Genomic DNA, 21,111 nt, shown 5'->3' on the forward strand with positions numbered 1-21,111 from the left:
CGGGGAAGCTCAGGCCGCGACGGCGGCCTTCGCCTCGACCGCGAAGAGGCGATCCACGACGTATCGCGCGTCGCGGCCCATGCCCATGAGCGTCGGCGACGCGACGGAGTACTGGAACGGCAGGCCCACGAACGCCAACCCGGGCACGGCCGCAACCAGTCCGCGCTCGTGCGCCGGCCAGCCGCGGGCGTCGAATGCACCCGGGATGTCGATCCAGTCGTGGCGGGGCAGCGAGCCGGTCGCCCACACGACGGTGGCGGCATCCATCGTCTCCCCGTCCTCGAGGACCGCACGTCCGTCGACGACACCCGCCACCCGACCGACATGACGGATGCCGGCCTTCCGCAGGTCGCTCATGTGATTGCGCACGAGGTTCACTCCGTGTCCGCGGTGCTCCTCCTGGAAGCGCCGGCCCTTCTCGGTGTCGATCGTCGTGTTGCGCAGGCGCCGGATGAAGATCTCGCTGATGAGGTTGCCGACCGGGGTGTCGATGCGCCCCGGGATCTCCCCGGGCACGCGCCCCGCGATCGTCGTGGCGTGGCCGGATGCCGCCGCATCCAGGGCGATGTCGGTTCCGGAGTTGCCGACGCCGACGACGAGCACGGGCCCGTCGGCGAGGTCGTCCGGTCCCCGGTAGGCGAGCGAGTGCAGCTGGCGGACACCCTCATCGAGGTCGTGCGCGAACGCGGGTGTGAGCGGGCGATGGTGGGCGCCGGTCGCGACGATGACGCGCTCGGCATCCACCGTGTCGCCCGTCGACAGGTCGAGTCGGAACCGACCCGACCCGTCGACCGTCAACCGCTCGACGCGCGTCGACGTGCGGACCGGGAGGTCGAAAGCCACCGCATACCGCTCCAGATAGTCGGCGAGCTGGGCGGCGGTCGGGTAGGCGAACATCCCGATGTCGATGCGCATCCCGGGCAGGCTCGCCCACCGGCGCGGCGTGAACAGCCGCAGCGAACGGTACCGTCCGCGCCACGTGTCGCCGATGCGCGGGTCGCCCTCGAAGACGGAGAACGCGGCTCCGCGCGCGGCGGCGAGACGGGCGGCGTGAAGCCCGGCGGCCCCGGCGCCGATGATGGCCAGATCGAGTGTGGTTGTGGACATGATGCCTCCTTCTCGCGCTCACGCTACGGAGCGGGCGGAAGGCCGGCATCGGCAGAAATGACCAATTCAGGAGGCGGGCACCAGGCCGTGCTCGAACGCGTACGCGGTCGCCGCCGACCGGCTCGGCACGTCGAGCTTCGCGAGGATGCTGCCCACGTGGTGGGCGACCGTGCGCTCGGAGAGGAACAGTCGCTCCGCGATGCGCCGATTCGACAGGCCCTCCGCCACCAGTTCGAGCACCTCGCGCTCGCGGGGGCTCAGCCCGACGTCGGCGAGCGCAGCGCCCGCAGTGGCCGACGCGACCCGCTCGAGCCGGGAGAGATCGGGCACCGCGCCCAGGGACTCGAAGACGACGCGCGCGGCGTCGAACTCGAGCTGCGCCCCCTCCTCGTCTCCGGCGGCTCGGGCAGCGCGACCCATCGAGAACCGGGCGCGCGCCGCGTCGTAGGGGGCGTCGAGCTTCCGCCATCGCGTCCACGCTGTCCGCAGCAGTCGCAGGGCATCGGTCGTGCGGTCCTCGGCGATCGCAACCTCCCCATCGGCCTGCGCCGACAGGGCGTGGAGCAGGAGCGTGTCGACCGCGTCCGCGCACCCTCGCAGCTCGGCGGCCGCATCCCGTGCGCTCGCGAGGCGCCGGCGCGCGAGGGCGACGTCGACGGCCGCGGCGAGCACCTCCGCGCGCGCCGCCGGTTCGACCACCGTCGCCCGTGCGCGCTCCAGGCCCGCCCACGCGGTGTCGAACTCGCCGGCGTCGCGGTTCAACAGCGCGAGCCCGGGCTGCACCTCGCGGCCGAGCGCCGCGGCCTGACGGTAGGCGTCGCGGGCCGCGGCCGATCGCCCGGCGACGCGGTGCAGCTCGCCGAGCCGGTACCAGGCGTTGGCGAGGGTCTCGGGGCGGTCCTCGGTGCGGCAGACGCTGTCCGCCGCCTCCACCGCGGCATCCCATTCGCCGCCGACCTGCATGACGGTCGCGCGGTGGAGCGTGCACTCACCGCGGAACGGCTCGAGCCCGCGCTGGGTGTCGCACCAGTCGCCCAGGTCGCGTGTCCAGACGCGGGCGCGCTCGATGTCGGCCCGGGCGAGGAGGCTCGCGATGACCGCGCAGTAGGCGGGGCCCGCAGCGCGGTCGCTGACCCGCCCGCTCCCGATCAGCAGCATCACCCGGTCCATGCACGCGACGCCCTCGTCGAGCAGGCCGCTGCGCAGGAGCGACCGACCCTCGCCCATGATCCCGAGCACCTGCACGTCCGGATCGCCCGCGGCGTCGGCGAGCCTCGCCGCCTCACGATACTGGCCGACGGACCCTGCCAGGTCGCCCTGGAGATAGGCGACCTGACCGCGGCAGAGCGCCGCTATGGCGTCGATCGTCGGGTCGCCCGCGAAGCGGGCGCACAGCTCGAAGAGGCGCTGCATCCACGTCCGTGCCTTCACGTCCTCGCCGCGCTCGCCGAGCGTGAAGCCGAGCCAGAAGACGCATCGCACCGCAGACGCCGGGTCGCCCTCGTCGAGGAACGTCAGGTGCGCGCGCTCCCACGCGACCGCGGCGATGTCGTCGTGTCCGGTGAACCACGCCGCCTGGCCGTAGTCCGCCAGCTCGGGTGCGGTGAGCGACGCCTCACGCGCGCTGAATTCGCCGAAGCGCCCACTCCAGTCGACGACCGCGGCCTGCCGGATGGCCATGGGCACAGTATCCGGGCGGCACGGCCGGGCCGCAAGCCTAGACCTTGGCGTCCTGCCGTGGGATGACGACCTGCTTGATGATGAGCAGGATCGACGCCGTGATCGGGATGGCGACCAGGGCGCCCAGAAGTCCGAACAGCGATCCGCCGACGAGCGCTCCGATGACGACGAGCGAACCCGGCACCGAGACCGCCTTGTTCATGACGCGCGGGGTCAGCACGTAGGCCTCGAGCTGGATGTAGACCAGGTAGATGACCGCGAAGATCAGGGCGGGAACCCAGCCGCCGGTGAAGAGCGCGATCACCGTGGCGGTCATCCAGTACAGCACCGAACCGATGAGCGGGATCAGGGTGATGGCGAATGCGAGCAGGGCCATGATCCCGGGATACGGCAGACCCAGGAACAGATGCAGGAAGAACGCGACGATCGAGTTGCACCCGGCCAGGACCACCATGCCCATCAGGTATCCGCCGATGGAATCGGTGATGTGGTTCGTGAGATCTCCCACCACCGGCCGGTTGCGCGCGGGCGCGAACTGGATCAGCGCGACCTTCATCGCGGGGAGGGATGCCAGGAAGTACAGGCTCAGCACCAGGACGATGATCAGACCGGAGATGGTCGTCCCCACGGTCACCGCGAAGTTGAGGAACCCTCCACCGATCTTGGCCAGGTTGGCCGGGTTCGTCAGGTACTTCTGCACCTGGTCGACGATCGCACTCACCTGCGAGCCGAAGGTCTGTGTGAGCCAGGCGTAGAACGGGGTCTTCTCGAAATCCTGGATCGTCTGGGGCAGATTGGTGAAGAACTTCGTGATCTGGGCGACGAGCGCGGGGACCACGAGCAGCAGGATGCCGGTCATGATGATCGCGAAGATCGTATAGACGATGACGATGCCCCACGGGCGCTTCACGTTGTGCCGCTCGAAGAACCGGACGACCGGGTCGAGGCCGAGCGCGGCGAACAGCGCGAAGATGACGTAGATGATGATCGTCGACAGGCTGACGAACGCCGTGCCGAGACCGACGGCGACCAGACCGCCTAGGGTGAGCGACAGCCCCACGGCGAAGGGGTTGGTGAGCGAGGCCCAGATCGGCTTCGAGCCCGTCGAGCCCGGTGTCGCCGCCGCCGCGGCGGCAACCGCGTGAGCCGCGTCGGCCTCGAGCGACGCCCGGGTGATGAGGACCCGGGTCGACCCGTCGGCGGGGACGGATTCCGTGGGTGCATCCGAGGGGGCGGGGTCGACCGCCGCAGTGGTGGCAGGGGAGGTCTCCTCGGCACCTGCAACGGGCTTGGCGTCGGTCATGTCGCTAACTATATGGCTCGCCGGGTCGCAACCCCGAGAGGCGCGGAATCAGGGGGACACGGCATCCCGTATCGTCGTTGCAGAGGAGGATCCATGAACGCCGACCCCACCGACACCCTGCTGCGACTGCGCAGCAGCATCGACAACATCGACGCCGCACTGATCTTCCTGCTCGCGGAGCGCTTCAAGTGCACGAAGGAAGTGGGCGTGCTGAAGGCGGAGCACGGGATGCCGCCGTCCGATCCGGCACGCGAGGAGCAGCAGGTCGCGCGCCTGCGCACTCTTGCCGAGCAGGCCGACCTCGATCCGGCCTTCGCCGAGAAGTGGTTCAACTTCGTGGTGGCCGAGGTCATCCGCCATCACACCGAGGCGGCCGACAGCCGCTGACGCGGCGTGCTACGACCTCGGCGGACGCTTCGCCGAGCGCGATGGCACCGGCCACGGCGAGGGCACGCCCTGCGACATCGTCGGGGTGGACGCCTGCGACGGCGGTGCGGACGCGGCCGGGGGAGTCGACGGCGGGGAGGTCCCGACCCGCGCTCCGCTCGCCGGCGACGCGGCGGGGGGAGCCTCCGTGGGCGGCGTCGGCCCGGCCGCCGGCCTGCGCTGATCTGCACCCGGCGCGGGGGTCGAGGGACCCATCGTCAACTCGAGCGACACCCGCTTCTCGAGCCGGTCGATCGCCCCGTCGGACAGCGAGATGAGGCCGTCGAGCTCTTCGCGCACACGCTTGTAGGCGAGCTGCCGCTCGGCGGGGGTCGCTGCCTGGTCGATCGCGACCGTGAGCAGCTGCTTGGCGGTGTCGAGGCGCTTGCGCTCGGCATCCGTGAATCCGGAGTCCTGGATGCGGCGCGCATCACGTTCCGCCACATCGAAGGCGACCTCGTAGTCCGTCACGGCGTTGCGGTACTCGGTGAACTGCTCCTTCGTGAGCCGCGACTTGGCCGAGGGCGGGCGCAGCCCGTCGGCGACGCGCTTGGCCCGGAGGAAGGCCGCGGTCAGCGGCTGGCGCCCGTCGCTCATCGCGGGGTAGGAGATGGCCTTCGCGACGTCGAGCTCGTACTCCAGCCACCGCTTCGTGACGGCGTCCTGCGTGTCGAAGAGCCGTTGGAGGCGGGTCTCCTGCGTCTCGGCGGGGGGTGCCTGCTCGGTCTGGACGACCGGGATCGCGGAGGTCGGATACGGGATGCCGCGGGCGATCGCGCGCGCCTCGGTCTTCGCGTGGATGATCTCCAGGCGGCGCGCGTGCCGGCGGCGGGCGCGCTGCTCGTAGCCGCGGCCGATCGCGCCCATCACTCCCATGAGCGGAAAGGCGAGCCACCAGTAGCTGCCGAAGAACGCGAAGAAATCCCCGTGCACTGGTTCATCGTATCCCCGGCGAGTGGGGTGTTCGCCGGGCGTTCAGAGGATTGCGAGCGGACGCCTCAGGCGTTCGGCACCAGAAGCGCGAGCACCGTCGCGCCGCCGCCGACGAGGATCAGCGCCACGATGACGATCCACGCGATCGTCTTCATGCGGCGCGACCGGTTCTCGTTGAGGTCGGCGTACTCGTCGTCGTTCTCGGGCATCTCTCGTTCCTTCGTCGCGGGTGTCAGAGCGCGGTGCCGGTCGGTTCGGCGATCGTGGGGCCGAAGACGGCGGGCAGGGTGCCGGTCGACAGCGCCTTCAGCTCGCTGAGGGGCACCGTGAACAGCCCCTGCACCTCGAGCGCAGCGTCCGCGCCGTCGGCGGGCAGGTCCGTGACGCCGATGCGCAGCACCGGATAGTTGCGGCCCTCGCACAGGCCGCGGAACTTCACGTCGTCCTCGCGCGGCACCGAGACGATGACGCGGCCGGTGGACTCCGAGAACAGGGCGGACGCCGCATCCACTCCGTCGCGCTCCCTGAGCTCGTCGAGCCAGACGCGCGCGCCGATGCCGAAGCGCAGCGTCATGTCGGCGAGCGCCTGCGCGAGGCCGCCCTCCGACAGGTCGTGCGCGCTCGAGACGAGGCCCTGATCGGAGGCCGCCTTCAGCAGCTCGGCGAGGCGCTTCTCGCCGGCCAGGTCGACCACCGGAGGACGACCGCCGAGGTGGCCGTGGATCGTGGCGGCCCAGGCCGAGCCGCTCAGCTCGGTCGAGGTGACCCCGAGGAGGTAGAGGTTCTGGCCCGGGTCCTGGAAGCCGCTCGGGATGCGGTGCGCCACGTCCTCGATGATGCCCATGACGCCGACGACCGGGGTCGGATGGATCGGGGTGTCGCCGGTCTGGTTGTAGAAGCTGACGTTGCCGCCGGTGACCGGGACGCCGAGCTCGAGGCATCCGTCCGCCAGGCCGGCGACGGCCTGCGAGAACTGCCACATGACCTCGGGGTTCTCCGGGCTGCCGAAGTTCAGGCAGTCGGTGACCGCGGCGGGAACCGCGCCCGTCACGGCGACGTTGCGGTACGCCTCGGCGAGGGCGAGCTTGGCGCCCTCGTACGGGTCGAGCTGGCAGAAGCGGCCGTTGGCGTCTGTGGCGATCGCGAAGCCGAGACCCGACTCCTCGTCGACGCGGATCATGCCGGCGTCGTCGGGGAACGCGAGGGCGGTGTTGCCCATGACGTAGTAGTCGTACTGGTTCGTGATCCAGGAGGTGTCGGCGAGGTTCGGGCTCGACACGAGCCGCGTGAACTGCTCGCGCAGGGTCGCGCCGTCCGTAGGGCGCTCGAGCGCCGCCGCGGTGTCGTCGCGGAGGGCGTCGATCCACGCGGGGTAGGCCACCGGGCGCTCGTAGACCGGACCGTCCACGGCGACGGTCGACGGGTCGACGTCCACGATCTGCTCGCCGTGCCAGAAGATCTGCAGGCGCCCGTCGCCGGTGACCTCGCCGAGCACCGAGGTCTCGACATCCCACTTGGTCGTCACCGCGAGGAAGTCGTCCAGCTTCGCGGGGGAGACGATGGCCATCATGCGCTCCTGGCTCTCGCTCATGAGGATCTCCTCGGGCGTGAGCGTGGGGTCGCGCAGCAGCACGTTCTCGAGGTCGACGCGCATGCCCGAGCCGCCGTTGGCGGCGAGCTCGCTGGTCGCGCACGAGATGCCGGCGGCGCCGAGGTCCTGGATGGCCTCGACGAGCTCGTCGCGGTACAGCTCGAGGCAGCACTCGATGAGCACCTTCTCGGCGAAGGGGTCGCCCACCTGCACCGCGGGGCGCTTGGTGGGGCCGCCGTCGGAGAACGTGTCGGAGGCGAGGATGGATGCGCCGCCGATGCCGTCGCCACCCGTGCGGGCGCCGAAGAGCACGACCTTGTTGCCGGGGCCCGAGGCATTCGCGAGCTTCAGGTCCTCGTGGCGGAGCACGCCGACCGCGAGGGCGTTGACGAGCGGGTTGCCCTGGTATACCGGGTCGAAGACCGTCTCGCCGCCGATGTTGGGCAGGCCGAGGCAGTTGCCGTAGAACGAGATGCCGCTGACGACGCCGTGCACGACGCGCGCGGTGTCGGGGTTGTCGATGGCGCCGAAGCGCAGCTGGTCCATCACGGCCACCGGGCGCGCGCCCATCGAGATGATGTCGCGGACGATGCCGCCGACGCCGGTCGCAGCGCCCTGGAACGGCTCGATGTAGCTGGGGTGGTTGTGCGACTCGACCTTGAAGGTGACGGCCCAGCCCTCGCCGATGTCGACGACGCCGGCGTTCTGGCCCATGCCGACCATGAGCCGCTCCTTCATCTCGTCCGAGACCTTCTGCCCGAACTGACGGAGGTAGATCTTGCTCGACTTGTAGGAGCAGTGCTCGCTCCACATGACCGAGTACATCGCCAGCTCGGCGCCGGTCGGGCGGCGGCCGAGGATCTGGGTGATCTGCGCGTACTCGTCGTCCTTCAGGCCGAGGGCCGCGTACGGCAGCTCTCGCTCCGGGGTCGATGCGGCGTTGTCGACGGTGTCGACGGCCGACTTCGTGGCGGTCTCAGAGGCTTTGGCGGTCACGCGGCTGAACTCCAGGAAAATCGGGGATGCCGGACCCCTTCAGTCTAGGTGCTGGGTCCGTCGTCGACGGCGGGGGAGACCGCCCGATGACGGGAAGGTGAACATCGGGCGAATCCGCGCGTCACGCGGGCGCGCGATGCCTACGCTGACCCGGTGCCCGACCTGCGTCTCCGCCCCTGGCTCACCGCCGCCGGGACGGTCGTGATCGCAGCGGCGCTGGCGGGGTGCACCGGGGCGGGCGCAGCATCCATCGCCTCCTCCCCGACCCGGATCGAGGTTTCGGTCGACCGCTGCGGGTCCGGGTGGACGAACCCGGTCGCGGGTGCGGAGCGGTTCGTCCTCGACAACACGGACACGCGGGCGGGCGAGGTCTATCTCACGGATGCGGGCACCGGAGACGTGTTCGCCGAGGTCGACCCGCTCGCGGCGGGCACGACCGAGGCGATGGAGATCACCCTCGGTGCGGGCACCTACGCGTTCCGCTGCGCCATGGAGGACGAGCAGACGGTGGTCGGCCCGACCGTCACGATCGCCACGGGGCCGAAGGTCTCGCCGACCGCGGTGCCCCCCGTCGCGCAGGCCGATCTCATCGACGCGACGCGCGCCTACGAGTCGTACGTCACTGCGCAGCTGCCGACTCTGGCCTCGCTCACCGCGCGGCTGCAGGCGGACCTCGTCCGCGGCGACCTCATCGCCGCGCGGGGCGACTGGCTGCCCGCGCACCTGGAGTACGAGCGTCTCGGCGCCGCGTACGGCGCCTTCGGCGACCTCGACGACGCGATCGACGGGCTCCCGGCCGGGCTTGCCGGCGGCACGGCCGATCCCTCGTGGACCGGCTTCCACCGGCTCGAGTACGGGCTGTGGCACGGGCAGGATGCGGCGACCCTGCGCGCCGTCGCCGACGCGCTCGCGGCATCCATCGGCCGGCTGCGGCAGACGTTCACGACGGCGCAGGTCGATCCGCGCGAGCTCGCGCTGCGCGCCCACGAGATCACCGAGAACGCGCTCCAGTTCGAGCTCACCGGCCGCACCGACTTCGGCAGCGGCTCCACGCTGCAGACCGCCGCGGCCGAGCTCGACGGCACGGCGACGGTGCTCGGCATCCTGAACCCGCTCCTCGCCGATCGGCTCCCTCAGCTGCCGCAGACGCTCGCCCTGCTCGGCAGAACCCGAGCGCAGATCGCGGCCGCGCCGGCTCTCGCGGCCCTCACGAGGGCCCAGCGGGAGCGGATCGACGCCGACGTCTCGCAGCTCGCGGAGGACCTCGCGCCCGTCGCATCGATGCTCGAACCCCGGAGGGTGAACCAGTGAGCGACTCCTCGAAGCCCTCGCTCGGCCGTCGTCAGTTCCTGCGCGGGGCGGTCGGGGCGGCGACCGTGTCCGGCGCCGCGCTCGCAGGGTACGGAGTCGGATCGTTCGCACTGCCGGCGCGCGCCGAGTCGCCCACGTCGGCGGATCGCGTCGTCGCCTTCCACGGGGCGCACCAGGCGGGGATCCTCACGCCGAGTCAGGCGGCGGCGGCCTTCGTCGCCTTCGACCTCACGGTGACCACTCCGGACGAGGCGAGGCGGCTGCTGCAGGAGATCACCGACCGTGCCCGGTTCCTCACGTCGGGCGGCACGCCGCCGAATCTGGGGATCTTCGCACCGCCGTCCGACTCCGGGCTGCTCGGTGCCGACGTGCCGGCCGGCGGCCTCACCGCGACCCTGGGCGTCGGCTCGTCGTTCTTCGACGTGCTCGGCATCCAGAACGAGCGCCCCGCGCAGCTGCGCGCGATGGATGTCTTCCCGAACGACGATCTCGACCCCGCGCGCTGCGGAGGAGACCTCCTGCTGCAGCTGTGCGCCGACAGCAGGGACGTCGTCCTGCACGCGCTGCGCGACATCGCCCGGCACACGCGCGGCGGGATGCAGGTGCGCTGGCGCATCGACGGATTCCAATCGCCGTCCCGCCCCAGCGGCGCCTCGCGCAACCTCCTGGGGTTCAAGGACGGCATCGTGAACCCGCCCGCCGCGGAGGCCGACAAGCGGGTGTGGGTGCCCGCCGGCGGTGCGGGACCGGCCTGGACCGCGGGCGGCTCGTACCACGTCGTGCGCGTCATCCGGATGCTCGTCGAGTTCTGGGACCGCGTCACGATCTCCGAGCAGGAGCGCATGATCGGAAGGCGCCGCGACTCGGGCGCGCCCCTCAGCGGCAGTCGCGAGACCGACAGACCCGACTACGCCGACGACCCGAAGGGCTCGGCGATCCCGCTCGACGCGCACATCCGGCTCGCCAATCCGCGGACGAAGACGACGGATGCCTCGCGCCTCCTGCGGCGCGGCTACAACTACGACCTCGGCACGGACACGAACGGCAACCTCGACATGGGTCTCGTCTTCAACGCCTACGTGCAGGACCTGGACCGGCAGTTCGTGGCCACGCAGAAGCGGCTCGCGGACGAGCCTCTCGTGGACTACATCTCGCCCGTCGGCGGCGGATACTTCTTCGCTCTGCCCGGCGTGCGCGACGCATCCGACCACTACGGGCGGGCGCTGTTCGCCTGACCCGCATCGGCCCGGCATCGTTCATCCGATGTTCAGGCCGCGGTCGCCGAGCACTTCACACGCGCGAACGAAGATGAACCCGCATCCCCTCCCGATTCGAAAGGACTCCGTCGTGGCATCCACTCGGAAGCGCACTCGCCGCGCGGTCATCGCGACAGGCGCCGCCCTCGCGGCCGTCGGTCTCGCGATCGCCGGCACCTCCGCGGCATCCGCCCAGCCCTCCGCCGACCACTCCACGAAGACGACGACGCCCATCACCCACGTCGTCGTGATCTTCGGCGAGAACGTCTCGTACGACCACTACTTCGGCACCTACCCCCAGGCCGCGAACACCGACGGCACGACGTTCACCGCCGCATCCCAGACGCCCCGCAACGACAACCTCGTGACCGCGGGCGCTCTGACGAACAACCCGAACCTGTACCCGCCGACGCGGCTCACGCCCAGCCAGGCGGCCACGTGCGACCAGAACCACGCGTACACGCCGGAGGAGAAGGCGATCGACGGCGGTGCGATGGATCGCTTCGTGCAGAGCGTCTCGGTCGACACCTGCTCCGGCCTCTACGGCGCTCCGGGGCTCGCGATGGGCTATTACGACGGGAACACCGTCACCGCCCTGTGGAACTACGCCCAGCAGTACGCCATGTCCGACAACTCGTGGGATGCCACGTTCGGCCCCTCGACCCCCGGCGCGCTCAACCTCATCTCGGGCCAGACGCACGGCTTCACCGAGGTCGACTCGAAGACGCTGCAGCAGGTGCCGATGCCGGGCACCTACACCCTGGCCGACCCGGATGCCGCGGGCGTCGGCACGGTCATCAACGACCCCGACCCCGCCTTCGACGACTGCTCGGACAAGAACCACACCTCGACCAACACGCTCGCCGCAGGCAGCGGCAAGAACATCGGCGACCTGCTGAACGCCGAGGGCGTCACGTGGGGCTGGTTCCAGGGCGGCTTCCGTCCGACGACGACCGCCGGAAACGGCGTGACGTATGCCGTGTGCGGCGCGTCGCACACCAACCTCGCCGGCGCCTCGGTCGTCGACTACAGCCCGCACCACAACCCGTTCTCGTACTACAAGTCGACGTCGAACCAGCACCACCTGCCGCCGACGTCGGTGGCGATGATCGGCAAGACCGACCAGGCGAACCACCAGTACGACCTGACCGACTTCGATGCGACGCTGAAGGCCGGCAACCTGCCCGCCGTCAGCTTCCTCAAGGCATCGGAGTACCAGGACGGCCACGCCGGCTACTCCGACCCGATCGGCGAGCAGCACTTCATCGTCGACACGATCAACACGCTGCAGAAGTCGAAGGAGTGGAAGTCCACCGCGGTCGTCATCGCATACGACGACTCGGACGGCTGGTACGACCACGTCGCCCCGGCGATCTCGAACGCGTCGCACAGCGCCGCGCACGACGTCGCGGTGTGCGCCGACTCGACCGCTCCGGTGCTCGGCGGCTACCAGGACCGGTGCGGCCCCAGCCAGCGCCTGCCGCTGCTCGTCATCTCGCCCTACGCGAAGTCGAACTTCGTCGCGCACACCGAGACGACCCAGGCCTCGATCCTGAAGTTCATCGAGGACAACTGGAAGACCGGCCGCATCGGCGACGCGTCGTTCGACGCGACGGCCGGCTCGCTCGGCTCGATGTTCGAGTGGGGGCGGCCCGACCGCAAGCACGTGCTGCTGAACGCCGATGGCTCGGTGCAGTCGATCACCGCGACGCACTGAGGTCTGACGGACGGCCCCGGGATGACGCAGCCCGGGGCCGTTCTGCTGTCTCGCGGCGGCCGATTCGCATGGGGGGGTTGACACCGGGAAGCCCGCGGTCTAACCTACAACCAAATGGTTGCACAACAAGAGCTCGCCGACGACGAGGTGGACCGGATCTTCCGGGCGCTCGCCGACGCGACGCGGCGTGACATCCTGCGCCGCACGATCGAGGCCGAGCAGTCGGTCTCGACGCTCGCCGCGGCCTACGACATGTCGTTCGCCGCGGTGCAGAAGCACGTCGCCGTGCTCGAAGCCGCCCGCCTGATCGTCAAGCGGGCCGAGGGAAGGGAGCGACTCGTGCGCACCGACCCCGCGCGCATCGCCCGGGCGCAGCAGCTGCTCGAGCGCTACCAGGAGCTCTGGCGGCACCGCATCGACGCGATCGACGCGCTGCTGGCCGAACCGCCCCGACCGGACACCCCAGGAGGAAGCAATGCCCGTCACCCAGATCACCAGTGATCCCGAGGCGCTGACGATGAACATCGCCGCCGAGTTCGACGCATCCGTCGATCGCGTGTGGTCCGTGTTCACCGACCCGCGCCAGCTCGAGCGGTTCTGGGGCCCTCCGGGATGGCCCGCCACCTTCAGCCGTTTCGATTTCACGCCCGGCGGACTGGCCCAGTACTCCATGACCGGACCCAGCGGTGACACGCACCACGCGCGCTGGGAGTTCCTGCGCATCGACGCCCCGGACTCGTTCGAGGTGCTCGACGGGTTCGCCGACGAGAGCGGCGAGCTGCTCACCGAGATGCCGGCGATGCGGATGGTGTTCTCCTTCACCGAGGACGGATCGCGCACCCGATTCAGCGGCGTGACGCACTTCGACTCGCTCGCCGCGCTGGAGCAGTCCGTCGCCATGGGCATGGTCGAGGGCACGCGGATGGCGATGGCCCAGCTCGACACGGTGCTGCAGGACCTGCGCGCCTACGCGCAGGGAAAGGGCACCCAGGTCGAGATCCTCGACGACCAGCACGTGCGCATCACGCGGCTCGTGGAGGGGCCGCGAGAGCTCGTCTGGCGCGCGCACACCGAGCCGGAGCTCCTCCAGCAGTGGCTGCTCGGACCGGACGGCTGGCGCATGAGCGTGTGCGAGGTGGACCCCACCGTGGGCGGCCGCTACCGCTACGCGTGGGAGCCGGTCGACGGCACCCCGGGGCAGGCATTCGGCTTCGACGGTGAGACCCTCGTCGTCGACGCTCCGCGGCGCAGCGTGACGACGGAGCACATGACGGGCACCGACTACCCCAGCACGGTCAACGACCTGCAGCTGTACGAGGAGGACGGCGCGACGCTGCTCACCCTCCTCATCGAATATCCGGATGCGGTCACCCGCGACGCCGTGCTCGCCACGGGCATGGTCGAGGGCATGGAGACCAGCTACGGGCGTCTCGAACGAGAGGTGCTCGCCTCCGTGTGAGGCGGGCGGAGAGGATCAATGATGACGGAGATGACGATCGCCACCCACATCGTGGGCGACGGCGAGGACGCGATCACCTACGACGTGCGGGGCGACCTGACGTCGGGCGTGCCGCTGTTCCTGTTCGGCGCGCCGATGGATGCCTCGGGCTTCCAGCAGCTCGCCGCGCACTTCGCCGACCGGCCCGTCGTGACGTACGACCCCCGCGGCGCGGGCCGCAACCCGGTGGGCACGAGCGACATCAGCACCGCGCAGCACGCCGACGACATCCACCGGGTGATCCAGGCGCTCGGCGTCGGGCCGGTGGATGCCTTCGGGTCGAGCGGCGGAGCCGTGAACCTGCTCGCGGCGGCTGCCACGCATCCCGAGGACTTCCGCACGGTCGTCGCGCACGAGCCGCCGAACGCGCCGCTCCTCCCGGACGGCGACACGGTGCTGGAGGTCATCTCCGACCTCAAGAAGACGTACGCCGAACAGGGCGACGGCGCCGCGATGGCGAAGTTCGTCGCGTTCGTGATGTACGACGGGCCCGTGCCCGACGGCTACCTCGAGCAGCCTGCGCCCGACCCCGCGATGTTCGGGATGTCGTCCGAGGACGACGGCTCGCGCACCGACCCGCTGTTCCGCAACATGCCGGCGATCATCGAGTACCGCGTCGACACGGAGGCCCTGCGCGCCTTCGGCGACCGGCTCGTGCTCGCGGCCGGCGTGCAGTCCGGCGACACGATGGCCGCGCGCGGAGCGCGGGCGGTCGCGGCTGCGCTGGGGATCGAAGCGACGGAGTTCCCGAGCCACCACGGCGGGTTCCAGGACTCGCCCGGCTATCCCGGCGACCCGGACGCCTTCGCCGCCCGGCTTCGCGAGGTGCTTCCCGAGTAGGACCGTCCGCACGGATGGCGGGGCATCCCGCCATCCGTGCGGTGACGGCCGACTGGGGCTCAGGCCTCGACGGCGCTCTCGGCCTGAGCCAGCGCGGCCTCGAGCGCGACCCACGGCAGCATCGCGCACTTGACCCGCATCACATAGCGGGCGACGCCCTGGAAGACCTCGGCATCCCCGAGCAGCTCCGGCGGCTCACCCTCGCCGCGCGAGCGCATCATCGCGCGGAAGGCGTCGATCGTCTCATGGGCGTCAGCGGCGGATGCGTCGGTCAGCAGCTCCGACATCGCCGACGCGGACGCCGTGGAGATGCTGCATCCGCGCCCCTCCCACACCAGGTGGACGTGCCCGGCATCCACCGTCGCACCGACCGTGATCTCGTCGCCGCACGTGGGATTCACCTCGTGATGCGTGTGCGCCCAGCCCGCGGTCGAGCCCGCGCCGACCTTGCGCTTCGCGTGATCGAGGATGACCTCCTGGTACAGCCCCTCGAGCCCGGCGCTCATCGGTCGGCTCCGAAGAACGGGCGGACCTCGGCGAGTGCGGCGGCGAAGGCGGCGATGTCGTCCGCCGTCGTGTACAGGTAGGCGCTGGCGCGGGTGGATGCCGTGATCCCGAGCCGGCGGTGCAGCGGCTGCGCGCAGTGGTGTCCGACGCGGACGGCGATGCCGCGCGAGTCGAGGAACTGCCCGACGTCGTGCGCGTGCACGCCCTCGACGTCGACGCTCACGAGCGACGCGCGCTCGCGGCCGGGCGCGGGCCCGAGCAGTCGCACGCCGGGCGCCGAGGCCACGGCATCCGTCAGGAGCCCGGCGAGCTCGCGCTCGTGCGCGTGCAGGCGGTCCATGCCGAACGCGGAGAGGTAGTCGACGGCTGCGCCGAGTGCCACGACCTGCGACACCGGCTGCGTGCCCGCCTCGAAGCGATGCGGAGCCGGCAGGAACTGCGCATCCGTCATCGTCACCGTCGTGATCGTCGACCCGCCGGTGCGAGCGGGCGTCAGCACGTTCAGCAGCGCGCTGCGGCCGTAGAGCACGCCGATGCCGGTCGGCCCGAGCATCTTGTGCGCGGAGAACGCGGCGAAGTCGACGCCGAGGGCGCCGAGATCCAGCGACAGGTGCGGAGCCGACTGGCAGGCGTCGAGCACGGTCAGCGCGCCGAGCTCACGAGCGAGCGCGACGACGTCGGCGACCGGCGCGATGTAGCCGGTGACGTTGGAGACATGAGCGAAGGCGATGATCCGCGTGCGGGGGGAGGATGCCGCCCGCAGCGCGTCGATCGTCCACGTGCCGTCGTCGGCGACCTCCGCCCAGCGCAGCACCGCGCCGGTGCGCGCCGCGACGCGCTGCCACGGGATGAGGTTGGCGTGGTGCTCCGCCTCGGTGACGAGGATCTCGTCTCCGGCGCGCAGCGCGAGGTCGGGCGCGCCGAGACCGGCGCTCGCGTCGGAGATCCCGAGCGCGACGATGTTCAGCGCATCCGTCGCGTTCTCGGCCCACACGATCTCGTCGGGCTGCGCCCCGACGAACCGTGCCACGCGCTCGCGGGCGCCCTCGAACGCCTCGGTCGAGCGCCCGACGGCCTCACTCGCGCCGCGATGCACGGCGGCGTAGTCGTGCTCGAGGAACGCGCGCTCGGCGTCGAGGACGGATGCGGGGCGCTGCGACGTGGCGGCCGAGTCGAGGTAGACGAGCTCGGGTCGCGCGGCCAGCAGCGGGAAGTCGGCGCGGGTCACGGTAACCGTTCGGATCGGGGAGAAGGGATGCATCAAGTCTGCCCTGTGCGGGACGGCCCCGGGGCTGTGCGTGTCGGACTCTGGTGACGACCACCGGCCGCCGCCATGATGAAGCCATGTTCGGTGAGTACACGGATGCCCAGTGGGTCGGGCTCGCCTTCGTCTATCTCGGCATCATGCTCGTCCTGGCGCTGGTCATCCGGCGCTGGGTGCCGCTGCTCGCGCGGCTCTATCTGCCGGCGAGCATCATCGCGGGGTTCCTGATCCTGCTGCTGGGGCCGCAGGTGCTCGGGCTCACCGGCTGGAGTCTCATCCCGGTGCAGGCGACGGCCGTCATGGCCCGGCTGCCCGGCCTCATGATCAACATCGTCTTCGCGGGCATCATGATCGGAAAGACGCTGCCGTCGGTCAGGCAGATCTGGAACGACGCCGCGCCGCACGTCATCCTCGGCTCCGTGTTCTCGTTCGGCCAGTTCGCGCTGGGCGCGTTCGCGGTCGTGTTCATCCTGACGCCGCTGTTCGGCGTGCCGGATGTCGCCGGTTCCATCATCGAACTCGCCTTCGCCGGCGGCCACGGCACGATCGCGGGCATGAGCGGGCTCCTCACCGATGCCGGCGCCCCGGAGATGGTGGACGTCGGGCTCGGGCTCGCGACCATCAGCATGCTCACGGGCGTCATCGGCGGCTCGATCCTCGTGAACTACGCGATCCGCAGCCCCCGCATCTCGGTCGCCCGCACCCGGCCCGCGCGCGGCGACGGTGCCGGACGGCTCCAGGAGGTGCGTCCCAACGAGGGCGACCAGGTGGGCGACGTCGGCTTGGGATCGCTCAGCCGCAGCTTCGGGGCGATCGCCATCGCGATCGCCCTCGGCATCGTCCTCCTGAATCTCCTGCGGACGATCGGGCACGGGCTCGGCACCGACCTCTTCGACAGCTTCCCGCTCTTCCCGTTCACGGTGATCGGCGGGTTCATCGTGCAGCTCCTCCTGACCCTCACGAAGCAGGAGCGGCTCGTCGACCGACGCAGCGTGAACGACATCACGGGCCTCGCGCTCGACATCCTGATCGCGGCCGCGATCGGGACGATGTCGCTCGCGGCTCTCGGCTCGAACATCCCCGCGCTCGTCGTCCTCACCGTCATCGGGTTCGCCTGGAGCGTGATCGGGATGCTGTGGCTCGGCCCCCGCATCCATCGCGTCGACTGGTTCGAGCACTCGATCGCCGACTACGGGCAGTCGCAGGGGAACGTCGCCACCGGCTTCGTGCTCGCCGACATGGCCGACCCCGACCGGGCGACGAACTCCGCCCGCGCGTACGGGTACAAGCAGCTGATCTACGAGCCGCTCCTCGGCGGCGGCATCATCACGGCGTTCAGCATCCCGCTGATCCTCGCGATCGGGTCGCTGTGGTTCGGGGTGATCTCGGCCGTCATCACGGTCGGTCTCATCCTGTGGGGCGTGCTGCGCAAGCGTCGCACGCCCGTGAGCCGGCCGGATCAGTCGGTGACGAGACGGTAGCCCATCCCCGACTCGGTGAGGAGGAAGCGGGGGTGGGATGCGTCGGGCTCCAGCTTCTTGCGCAGCTGCGACATGTACAGCCTCAGGTAGCCGGAATCGGCGATCTGCTCGGTGCCCCAGATCTCCTTCAGCAGCGTCTGCCGGGTGACGAGCGCACCCGGGTTCCGCGAGAGGAACTCGAGCATCCGCCATTCCGTCGGGGTGAGGTGCACCAGTGACCCGTCGCGGGTCACGGAGCGCGACACGAGGTCGACCGTGACGTCCCCGAAGCGGACGGCCGTGGTGCCGGGCGCGACGACGGTCCGGCGCGACAGCGCGCGCAGGCGGGCGAGCAGCTCGTCTATCTGGAAGGGCTTGGTCACGTAGTCGTCGGCGCCGGCGTCGAGTGCGTCGACCTTGTCGCCCGAGCCGGTGCGGCCCGACACGACGATGATCGGCACATCCGTCCAGCCGCGCAGCGCGTGGATGACCTCGACTCCGTCGAGTCGCGGCATGCCGAGATCGAGCAGCACGATGTCGGGGCGGGACTGCGCGGCGAGCGTGATCGCGGCGGCACCGTCGGGGGCGGCGACGACGTCGTATCCGTGGGCGCCCAGGGTGATGCGGAGAGCGCGCACGAGCTGCGGATCGTTGTCGGCGATCAGGACCTTCACGAGTCCACTCTTCCGGATGCGGCACGAGCGTGAGCGGATGCCGTGGCCGCCGGCAGCGACACGACCATCGTGAGGCCGCCGCCGGGCGTGTCCTCGGCCGTGAGCGATCCGCCCATGCCCTCGGCGAAGCCGCGCGACAGCGCGAGGCCGAGGCCGAGGCCGATCGTGTTGTCGGTGTCGCCCATGCGCTGGAACGGCGCGAACATCGCGTCGCGCTGATCGGTGGGAACGCCGGCCCCGCGGTCGACGATCCTGATCTCGACCGCATCGCCGAGGCCGCTCGTCGCGACTCGGGCGCGCGTGCCGGGAGGCGAGTGCCGCACCGCGTTGGCCAGCACGTTCACGATCACGCGCTGCAGCAGCACGGGGTCCGCACGAACCGCGGGGATGGCCTCGTCGAGGGCGAGCTCGACCTCTGCGGGCCCGAGTCCGAGCTCGTCGACGGCCGCGAGCACGACGTCGGCGGCGTCGAGGTCGGCGAGCGACACGGCGAGCACGCCCGCCTGGACGCGGCTGACATCGAGCAGGTCGGTCACGAGCTGAGACAGAGTGCCGAGGCTTTCGTCGGCCGTCGCGAGGAGTTCTGCGCGATCGGCATCGGAGAGCGACGCACCAGCGGCGCGCAACCCGCCGACGGCCGCGACCGCGGCGGCGAGCGGGCGACGGAGGTCATGACTGACAGCTGACAGCAGCGCCGTGCGCACGTGGTCGGCGGCCGCCAGGGCATCGACCTCGCGCGCGGTCTCTGCGAGGGTCGAATGCTCCAGCGCCGCCTCGAGCTGCGCCGCGATGACGTCCAGCAGGCGGCGGGCCGCCGCATCCAGCTCCGCCCCATGGAGCTCGAGTACGTGATCGGCTCCCACGGGCACGCGCTCGACGTGCTCGTCGGGGAGGGGCTCGCCGTCGGTCGCGACGACCGTGCCGTCGGCGTGGAGCAGGCGCACGACGGCGAGTCCGAACGCCTCCCGCGCGCGCGACACGAGCGCGGGCACCGCCGACTCGCCCCGCAGGACGCTACCCGCGACCGTGGCGAGCAGCTCGGACTCGGCGGCGGCACGCTGGGCCGCCCGCGTCCGCCGGGCGGATCGGTCGACCACGAGGCTCACGAGGATTGCGTTCACGACGTACAGCGCCAGGGCGAGCGCGTGCGCCGGTGCCGCGATCGTCACCGTGAACAGAGGCGCCACGAAGAGGTAGTCGAGCGTCAGGCCGGACAGCACGGCCGCGAACAGGGCCGGCCAGATGCCGCCGATGAGCGCGACGATGACGACCAGCAGCTGATACGCGAGCACTTGGGCGGTGATCGCGTCGCTGCCCCGCCACGTGTACAGCACCAGCGACAGCAGAGGTCCGCAGACGAGGGCCACGGCGAATCCGAGGATGCGGCGGCGCGCGCTCAGGGCGCCGCCGCGCACGCGGGGCAGGGCGAAGCGGTCGGCCGCCGCCGAGTGGGTCACGATGTGCACGTCGATGTCGCCGGACTCCCGGACGACCGTCGCGCCGATGCCGGGTCCGGTCAGGGCCGCAGCCAGCCGTCCGCGGCGGCTCGCGCCGATCACGAGCTGCGTCGCATTGACCGAACGTGCGAACTCCACGAGCGTGACAGGGACGTCGTCTCCGACGACCTGGTGATACGTGCCGCCGAGGGTCTCCACGAGGGCGCGCTGCTCGGCCAGCGCACTCGGGGGACCCGCCCGCAGGCCGTCCTGACTCGACACGTGCACGGCGAGGAGCTCGCCGCCCGCGGCCCTCGCGGCGATGCGCGCCCCGCGGCGGATCAGGGTCTCGCCCTCCGCGCCGCCGGTCAGTGCGACGACCACGCGCTCGCGGGCGCGCCAGGTGCCCTCGATGCCATGCTCGGCACGGTAGAGGTTCAGGGCGCTGTCCACCTCGTCGGCGAGCCAGAGCAGCGCGAGTTCGCGGAGCGCCGTGAGGTTCCCCAGCCGGAAGTAGTTCGACAGGGCGGCGTCGATCCGGTCGGCGGGGTAGACCTGCCCGGCGTCGAGCCGGTCGCGCAGCGACTGGGGGGCGAGGTCGACCACCTCGATCTGATCCGCACCGCGGACCACGGCATCCGGAACCGTCTCGCGCTGCACGACGCCCGTGATCTGCGCGACGACGTCGCTCAGCGATTCGATGTGCTGCACGTTCACGGTCGTGATGACGTCGATGCCGGCATCCAGGATCTCGTCGACGTCCTGCCAGCGCTTCTCGTTCCGCGATCCCGGGGCGTTCGTGTGCGCGAGCTCGTCGATGAGCGCCAGCTGCGGGGAGCGCTCGAGCACGGCGTCGACGTCGAGCTCGTCGAGGTCGACCTCGCGGTAGCGCACCGACCGGCGCGGCACATGCTCGAGCCCCTCGGTGAGGGCGGCCGTCGCGGCGCGGCCATGCGTCTCGACGATGCCGATCACGACGTCGACGCCGTCGGCTCGGCGGGTGCGGCCCTCCTCGAGCATCTCGTAGGTCTTGCCGACGCCGGGTGCGGCGCCGAGCAGGACGCGCAGCCTGCCGCGTTTCATGCTGTCATTCTCCCCGTCGCCGGTCTCGG

Annotated in this window: 18 protein-coding genes; 8 read left to right on the forward strand and 10 right to left on the reverse strand. The window is 71.0% G+C overall.

The window, feature by feature from the left end:
• Window positions 1–9: 9 nt before the first annotated feature.
• The 3 genes from AC0NZN_RS11130 to AC0NZN_RS11140 all read right to left on the reverse strand — a co-directional run bounded on the left by AC0NZN_RS11130 (window position 10) and on the right by AC0NZN_RS11140 (window position 4,090).
• Window positions 10–1,107 carry a flavin-containing monooxygenase gene (locus AC0NZN_RS11130; protein ID WP_474592370.1) on the reverse strand — a complete coding sequence of 366 codons (1,098 nt, stop codon included), beginning with the start codon at window positions 1,105–1,107 and terminating at the stop codon, window positions 10–12.
• A gap of 66 nt (window positions 1,108–1,173) precedes the next feature.
• Window positions 1,174–2,787 (reverse strand): LuxR C-terminal-related transcriptional regulator, encoded by a 1,614-nt coding sequence (locus tag AC0NZN_RS11135; RefSeq protein WP_474592371.1) that lies wholly within the window; start codon window positions 2,785–2,787, stop codon window positions 1,174–1,176.
• Window positions 2,788–2,824: 37 nt separating this feature from the next.
• Complete coding sequence (locus tag AC0NZN_RS11140; RefSeq protein ID WP_474592372.1) at window positions 2,825–4,090, reverse strand: AI-2E family transporter; 1,266 nt, start codon at window positions 4,088–4,090, stop codon at window positions 2,825–2,827.
• 93 nt (window positions 4,091–4,183) lie between these two features.
• On the opposite strand from AC0NZN_RS11140, the gene AC0NZN_RS11145 reads away from it, so the two are divergent.
• Window positions 4,184–4,477 carry a chorismate mutase gene (locus AC0NZN_RS11145; RefSeq protein WP_474592373.1) on the forward strand — a complete coding sequence of 98 codons (294 nt, stop codon included), beginning with the start codon at window positions 4,184–4,186 and terminating at the stop codon, window positions 4,475–4,477.
• Between the two features lie 9 nt (window positions 4,478–4,486).
• Here the strand turns inward: AC0NZN_RS11145 and AC0NZN_RS11150 are convergent, their stop codons facing one another.
• The 3 genes from AC0NZN_RS11150 to purL all read right to left on the reverse strand — a co-directional run bounded on the left by AC0NZN_RS11150 (window position 4,487) and on the right by purL (window position 8,036).
• A complete protein-coding gene (locus AC0NZN_RS11150) occupies window positions 4,487–5,449 on the reverse strand; it encodes a hypothetical protein (protein WP_474592374.1) in 963 nt (320 codons plus the stop codon).
• Window positions 5,450–5,514: 65 nt separating this feature from the next.
• Window positions 5,515–5,658, reverse strand: a complete 144-nt coding sequence (locus AC0NZN_RS11155) for a hypothetical protein (RefSeq protein WP_474592375.1) — start codon at window positions 5,656–5,658, stop codon at window positions 5,515–5,517.
• A gap of 23 nt (window positions 5,659–5,681) precedes the next feature.
• Window positions 5,682–8,036, reverse strand: coding sequence for a phosphoribosylformylglycinamidine synthase subunit PurL (gene purL / locus AC0NZN_RS11160; protein ID WP_474592376.1), 2,355 nt, complete (start codon window positions 8,034–8,036; stop codon window positions 5,682–5,684).
• 153 nt (window positions 8,037–8,189) lie between these two features.
• Between purL and AC0NZN_RS11165 the strand changes: the two genes are divergently transcribed.
• The 6 genes from AC0NZN_RS11165 (at window position 8,190) to AC0NZN_RS11190 (ending at window position 14,658) form a co-directional block, all read left to right on the forward strand.
• Window positions 8,190–9,347 (forward strand): imelysin family protein, encoded by a 1,158-nt coding sequence (locus AC0NZN_RS11165; RefSeq protein WP_474592377.1) that lies wholly within the window; start codon window positions 8,190–8,192, stop codon window positions 9,345–9,347.
• On the forward strand, window positions 9,344–10,582 hold the full coding sequence (gene efeB / locus AC0NZN_RS11170) for an iron uptake transporter deferrochelatase/peroxidase subunit (RefSeq protein ID WP_474592378.1): 1,239 nt from the start codon (window positions 9,344–9,346) through the stop codon (window positions 10,580–10,582). The genes AC0NZN_RS11165 and efeB overlap by 4 nt, the downstream gene beginning before the upstream one ends.
• Before the next feature lie 112 nt (window positions 10,583–10,694).
• Complete coding sequence (locus AC0NZN_RS11175) at window positions 10,695–12,320, forward strand: phospholipase C (RefSeq protein ID WP_474592379.1); 1,626 nt, start codon at window positions 10,695–10,697, stop codon at window positions 12,318–12,320.
• Window positions 12,321–12,434: 114 nt separating this feature from the next.
• Window positions 12,435–12,821, forward strand: a complete 387-nt coding sequence (locus tag AC0NZN_RS11180; RefSeq protein ID WP_474592380.1) for an ArsR/SmtB family transcription factor — start codon at window positions 12,435–12,437, stop codon at window positions 12,819–12,821.
• Entirely contained in the window at window positions 12,796–13,779 is a 984-nt protein-coding gene (locus AC0NZN_RS11185; RefSeq protein WP_474592381.1) for an SRPBCC family protein, read from the forward strand. Before AC0NZN_RS11180 ends, AC0NZN_RS11185 begins: the two co-directional genes overlap by 26 nt.
• Window positions 13,780–13,800: 21 nt before the next feature.
• Window positions 13,801–14,658 carry an alpha/beta fold hydrolase gene (locus AC0NZN_RS11190; RefSeq protein WP_474592382.1) on the forward strand — a complete coding sequence of 286 codons (858 nt, stop codon included), beginning with the start codon at window positions 13,801–13,803 and terminating at the stop codon, window positions 14,656–14,658.
• Window positions 14,659–14,717: 59 nt separating this feature from the next.
• Here AC0NZN_RS11190 and sufU read toward each other — a convergent pair whose 3' ends face one another.
• Entirely contained in the window at window positions 14,718–15,164 is a 447-nt protein-coding gene (gene sufU / locus AC0NZN_RS11195) for a Fe-S cluster assembly sulfur transfer protein SufU (protein ID WP_474592383.1), read from the reverse strand.
• The gene (locus AC0NZN_RS11200; RefSeq protein ID WP_474592384.1) at window positions 15,161–16,426 is read right to left on the reverse strand and encodes an aminotransferase class V-fold PLP-dependent enzyme; all 1,266 of its coding nucleotides are present in this window, start codon (window positions 16,424–16,426) and stop codon (window positions 15,161–15,163) included. The genes sufU and AC0NZN_RS11200 overlap by 4 nt, the downstream gene beginning before the upstream one ends.
• An 83-nt stretch (window positions 16,427–16,509) precedes the next feature.
• Here AC0NZN_RS11200 and AC0NZN_RS11205 point away from each other — a divergent pair, with 83 nt between their 5' ends.
• Complete coding sequence (locus tag AC0NZN_RS11205; RefSeq protein ID WP_474592385.1) at window positions 16,510–17,910, forward strand: sodium/glutamate symporter; 1,401 nt, start codon at window positions 16,510–16,512, stop codon at window positions 17,908–17,910.
• On the opposite strand, the gene AC0NZN_RS11210 is transcribed toward AC0NZN_RS11205, so the two are convergent.
• Complete coding sequence (locus AC0NZN_RS11210) at window positions 17,889–18,563, reverse strand: response regulator (protein WP_474592386.1); 675 nt, start codon at window positions 18,561–18,563, stop codon at window positions 17,889–17,891. The two genes, AC0NZN_RS11205 and AC0NZN_RS11210, sit on opposite strands and share 22 nt — an antisense overlap.
• Window positions 18,560–21,082 (reverse strand): ATP-binding protein, encoded by a 2,523-nt coding sequence (locus AC0NZN_RS11215; protein WP_474592387.1) that lies wholly within the window; start codon window positions 21,080–21,082, stop codon window positions 18,560–18,562. The genes AC0NZN_RS11210 and AC0NZN_RS11215 overlap by 4 nt, the downstream gene beginning before the upstream one ends.
• Window positions 21,083–21,111 lie beyond the last annotated feature (29 nt).

It is taken from the genome of Microbacterium sp. sgz311019 (assembly GCF_056135325.1).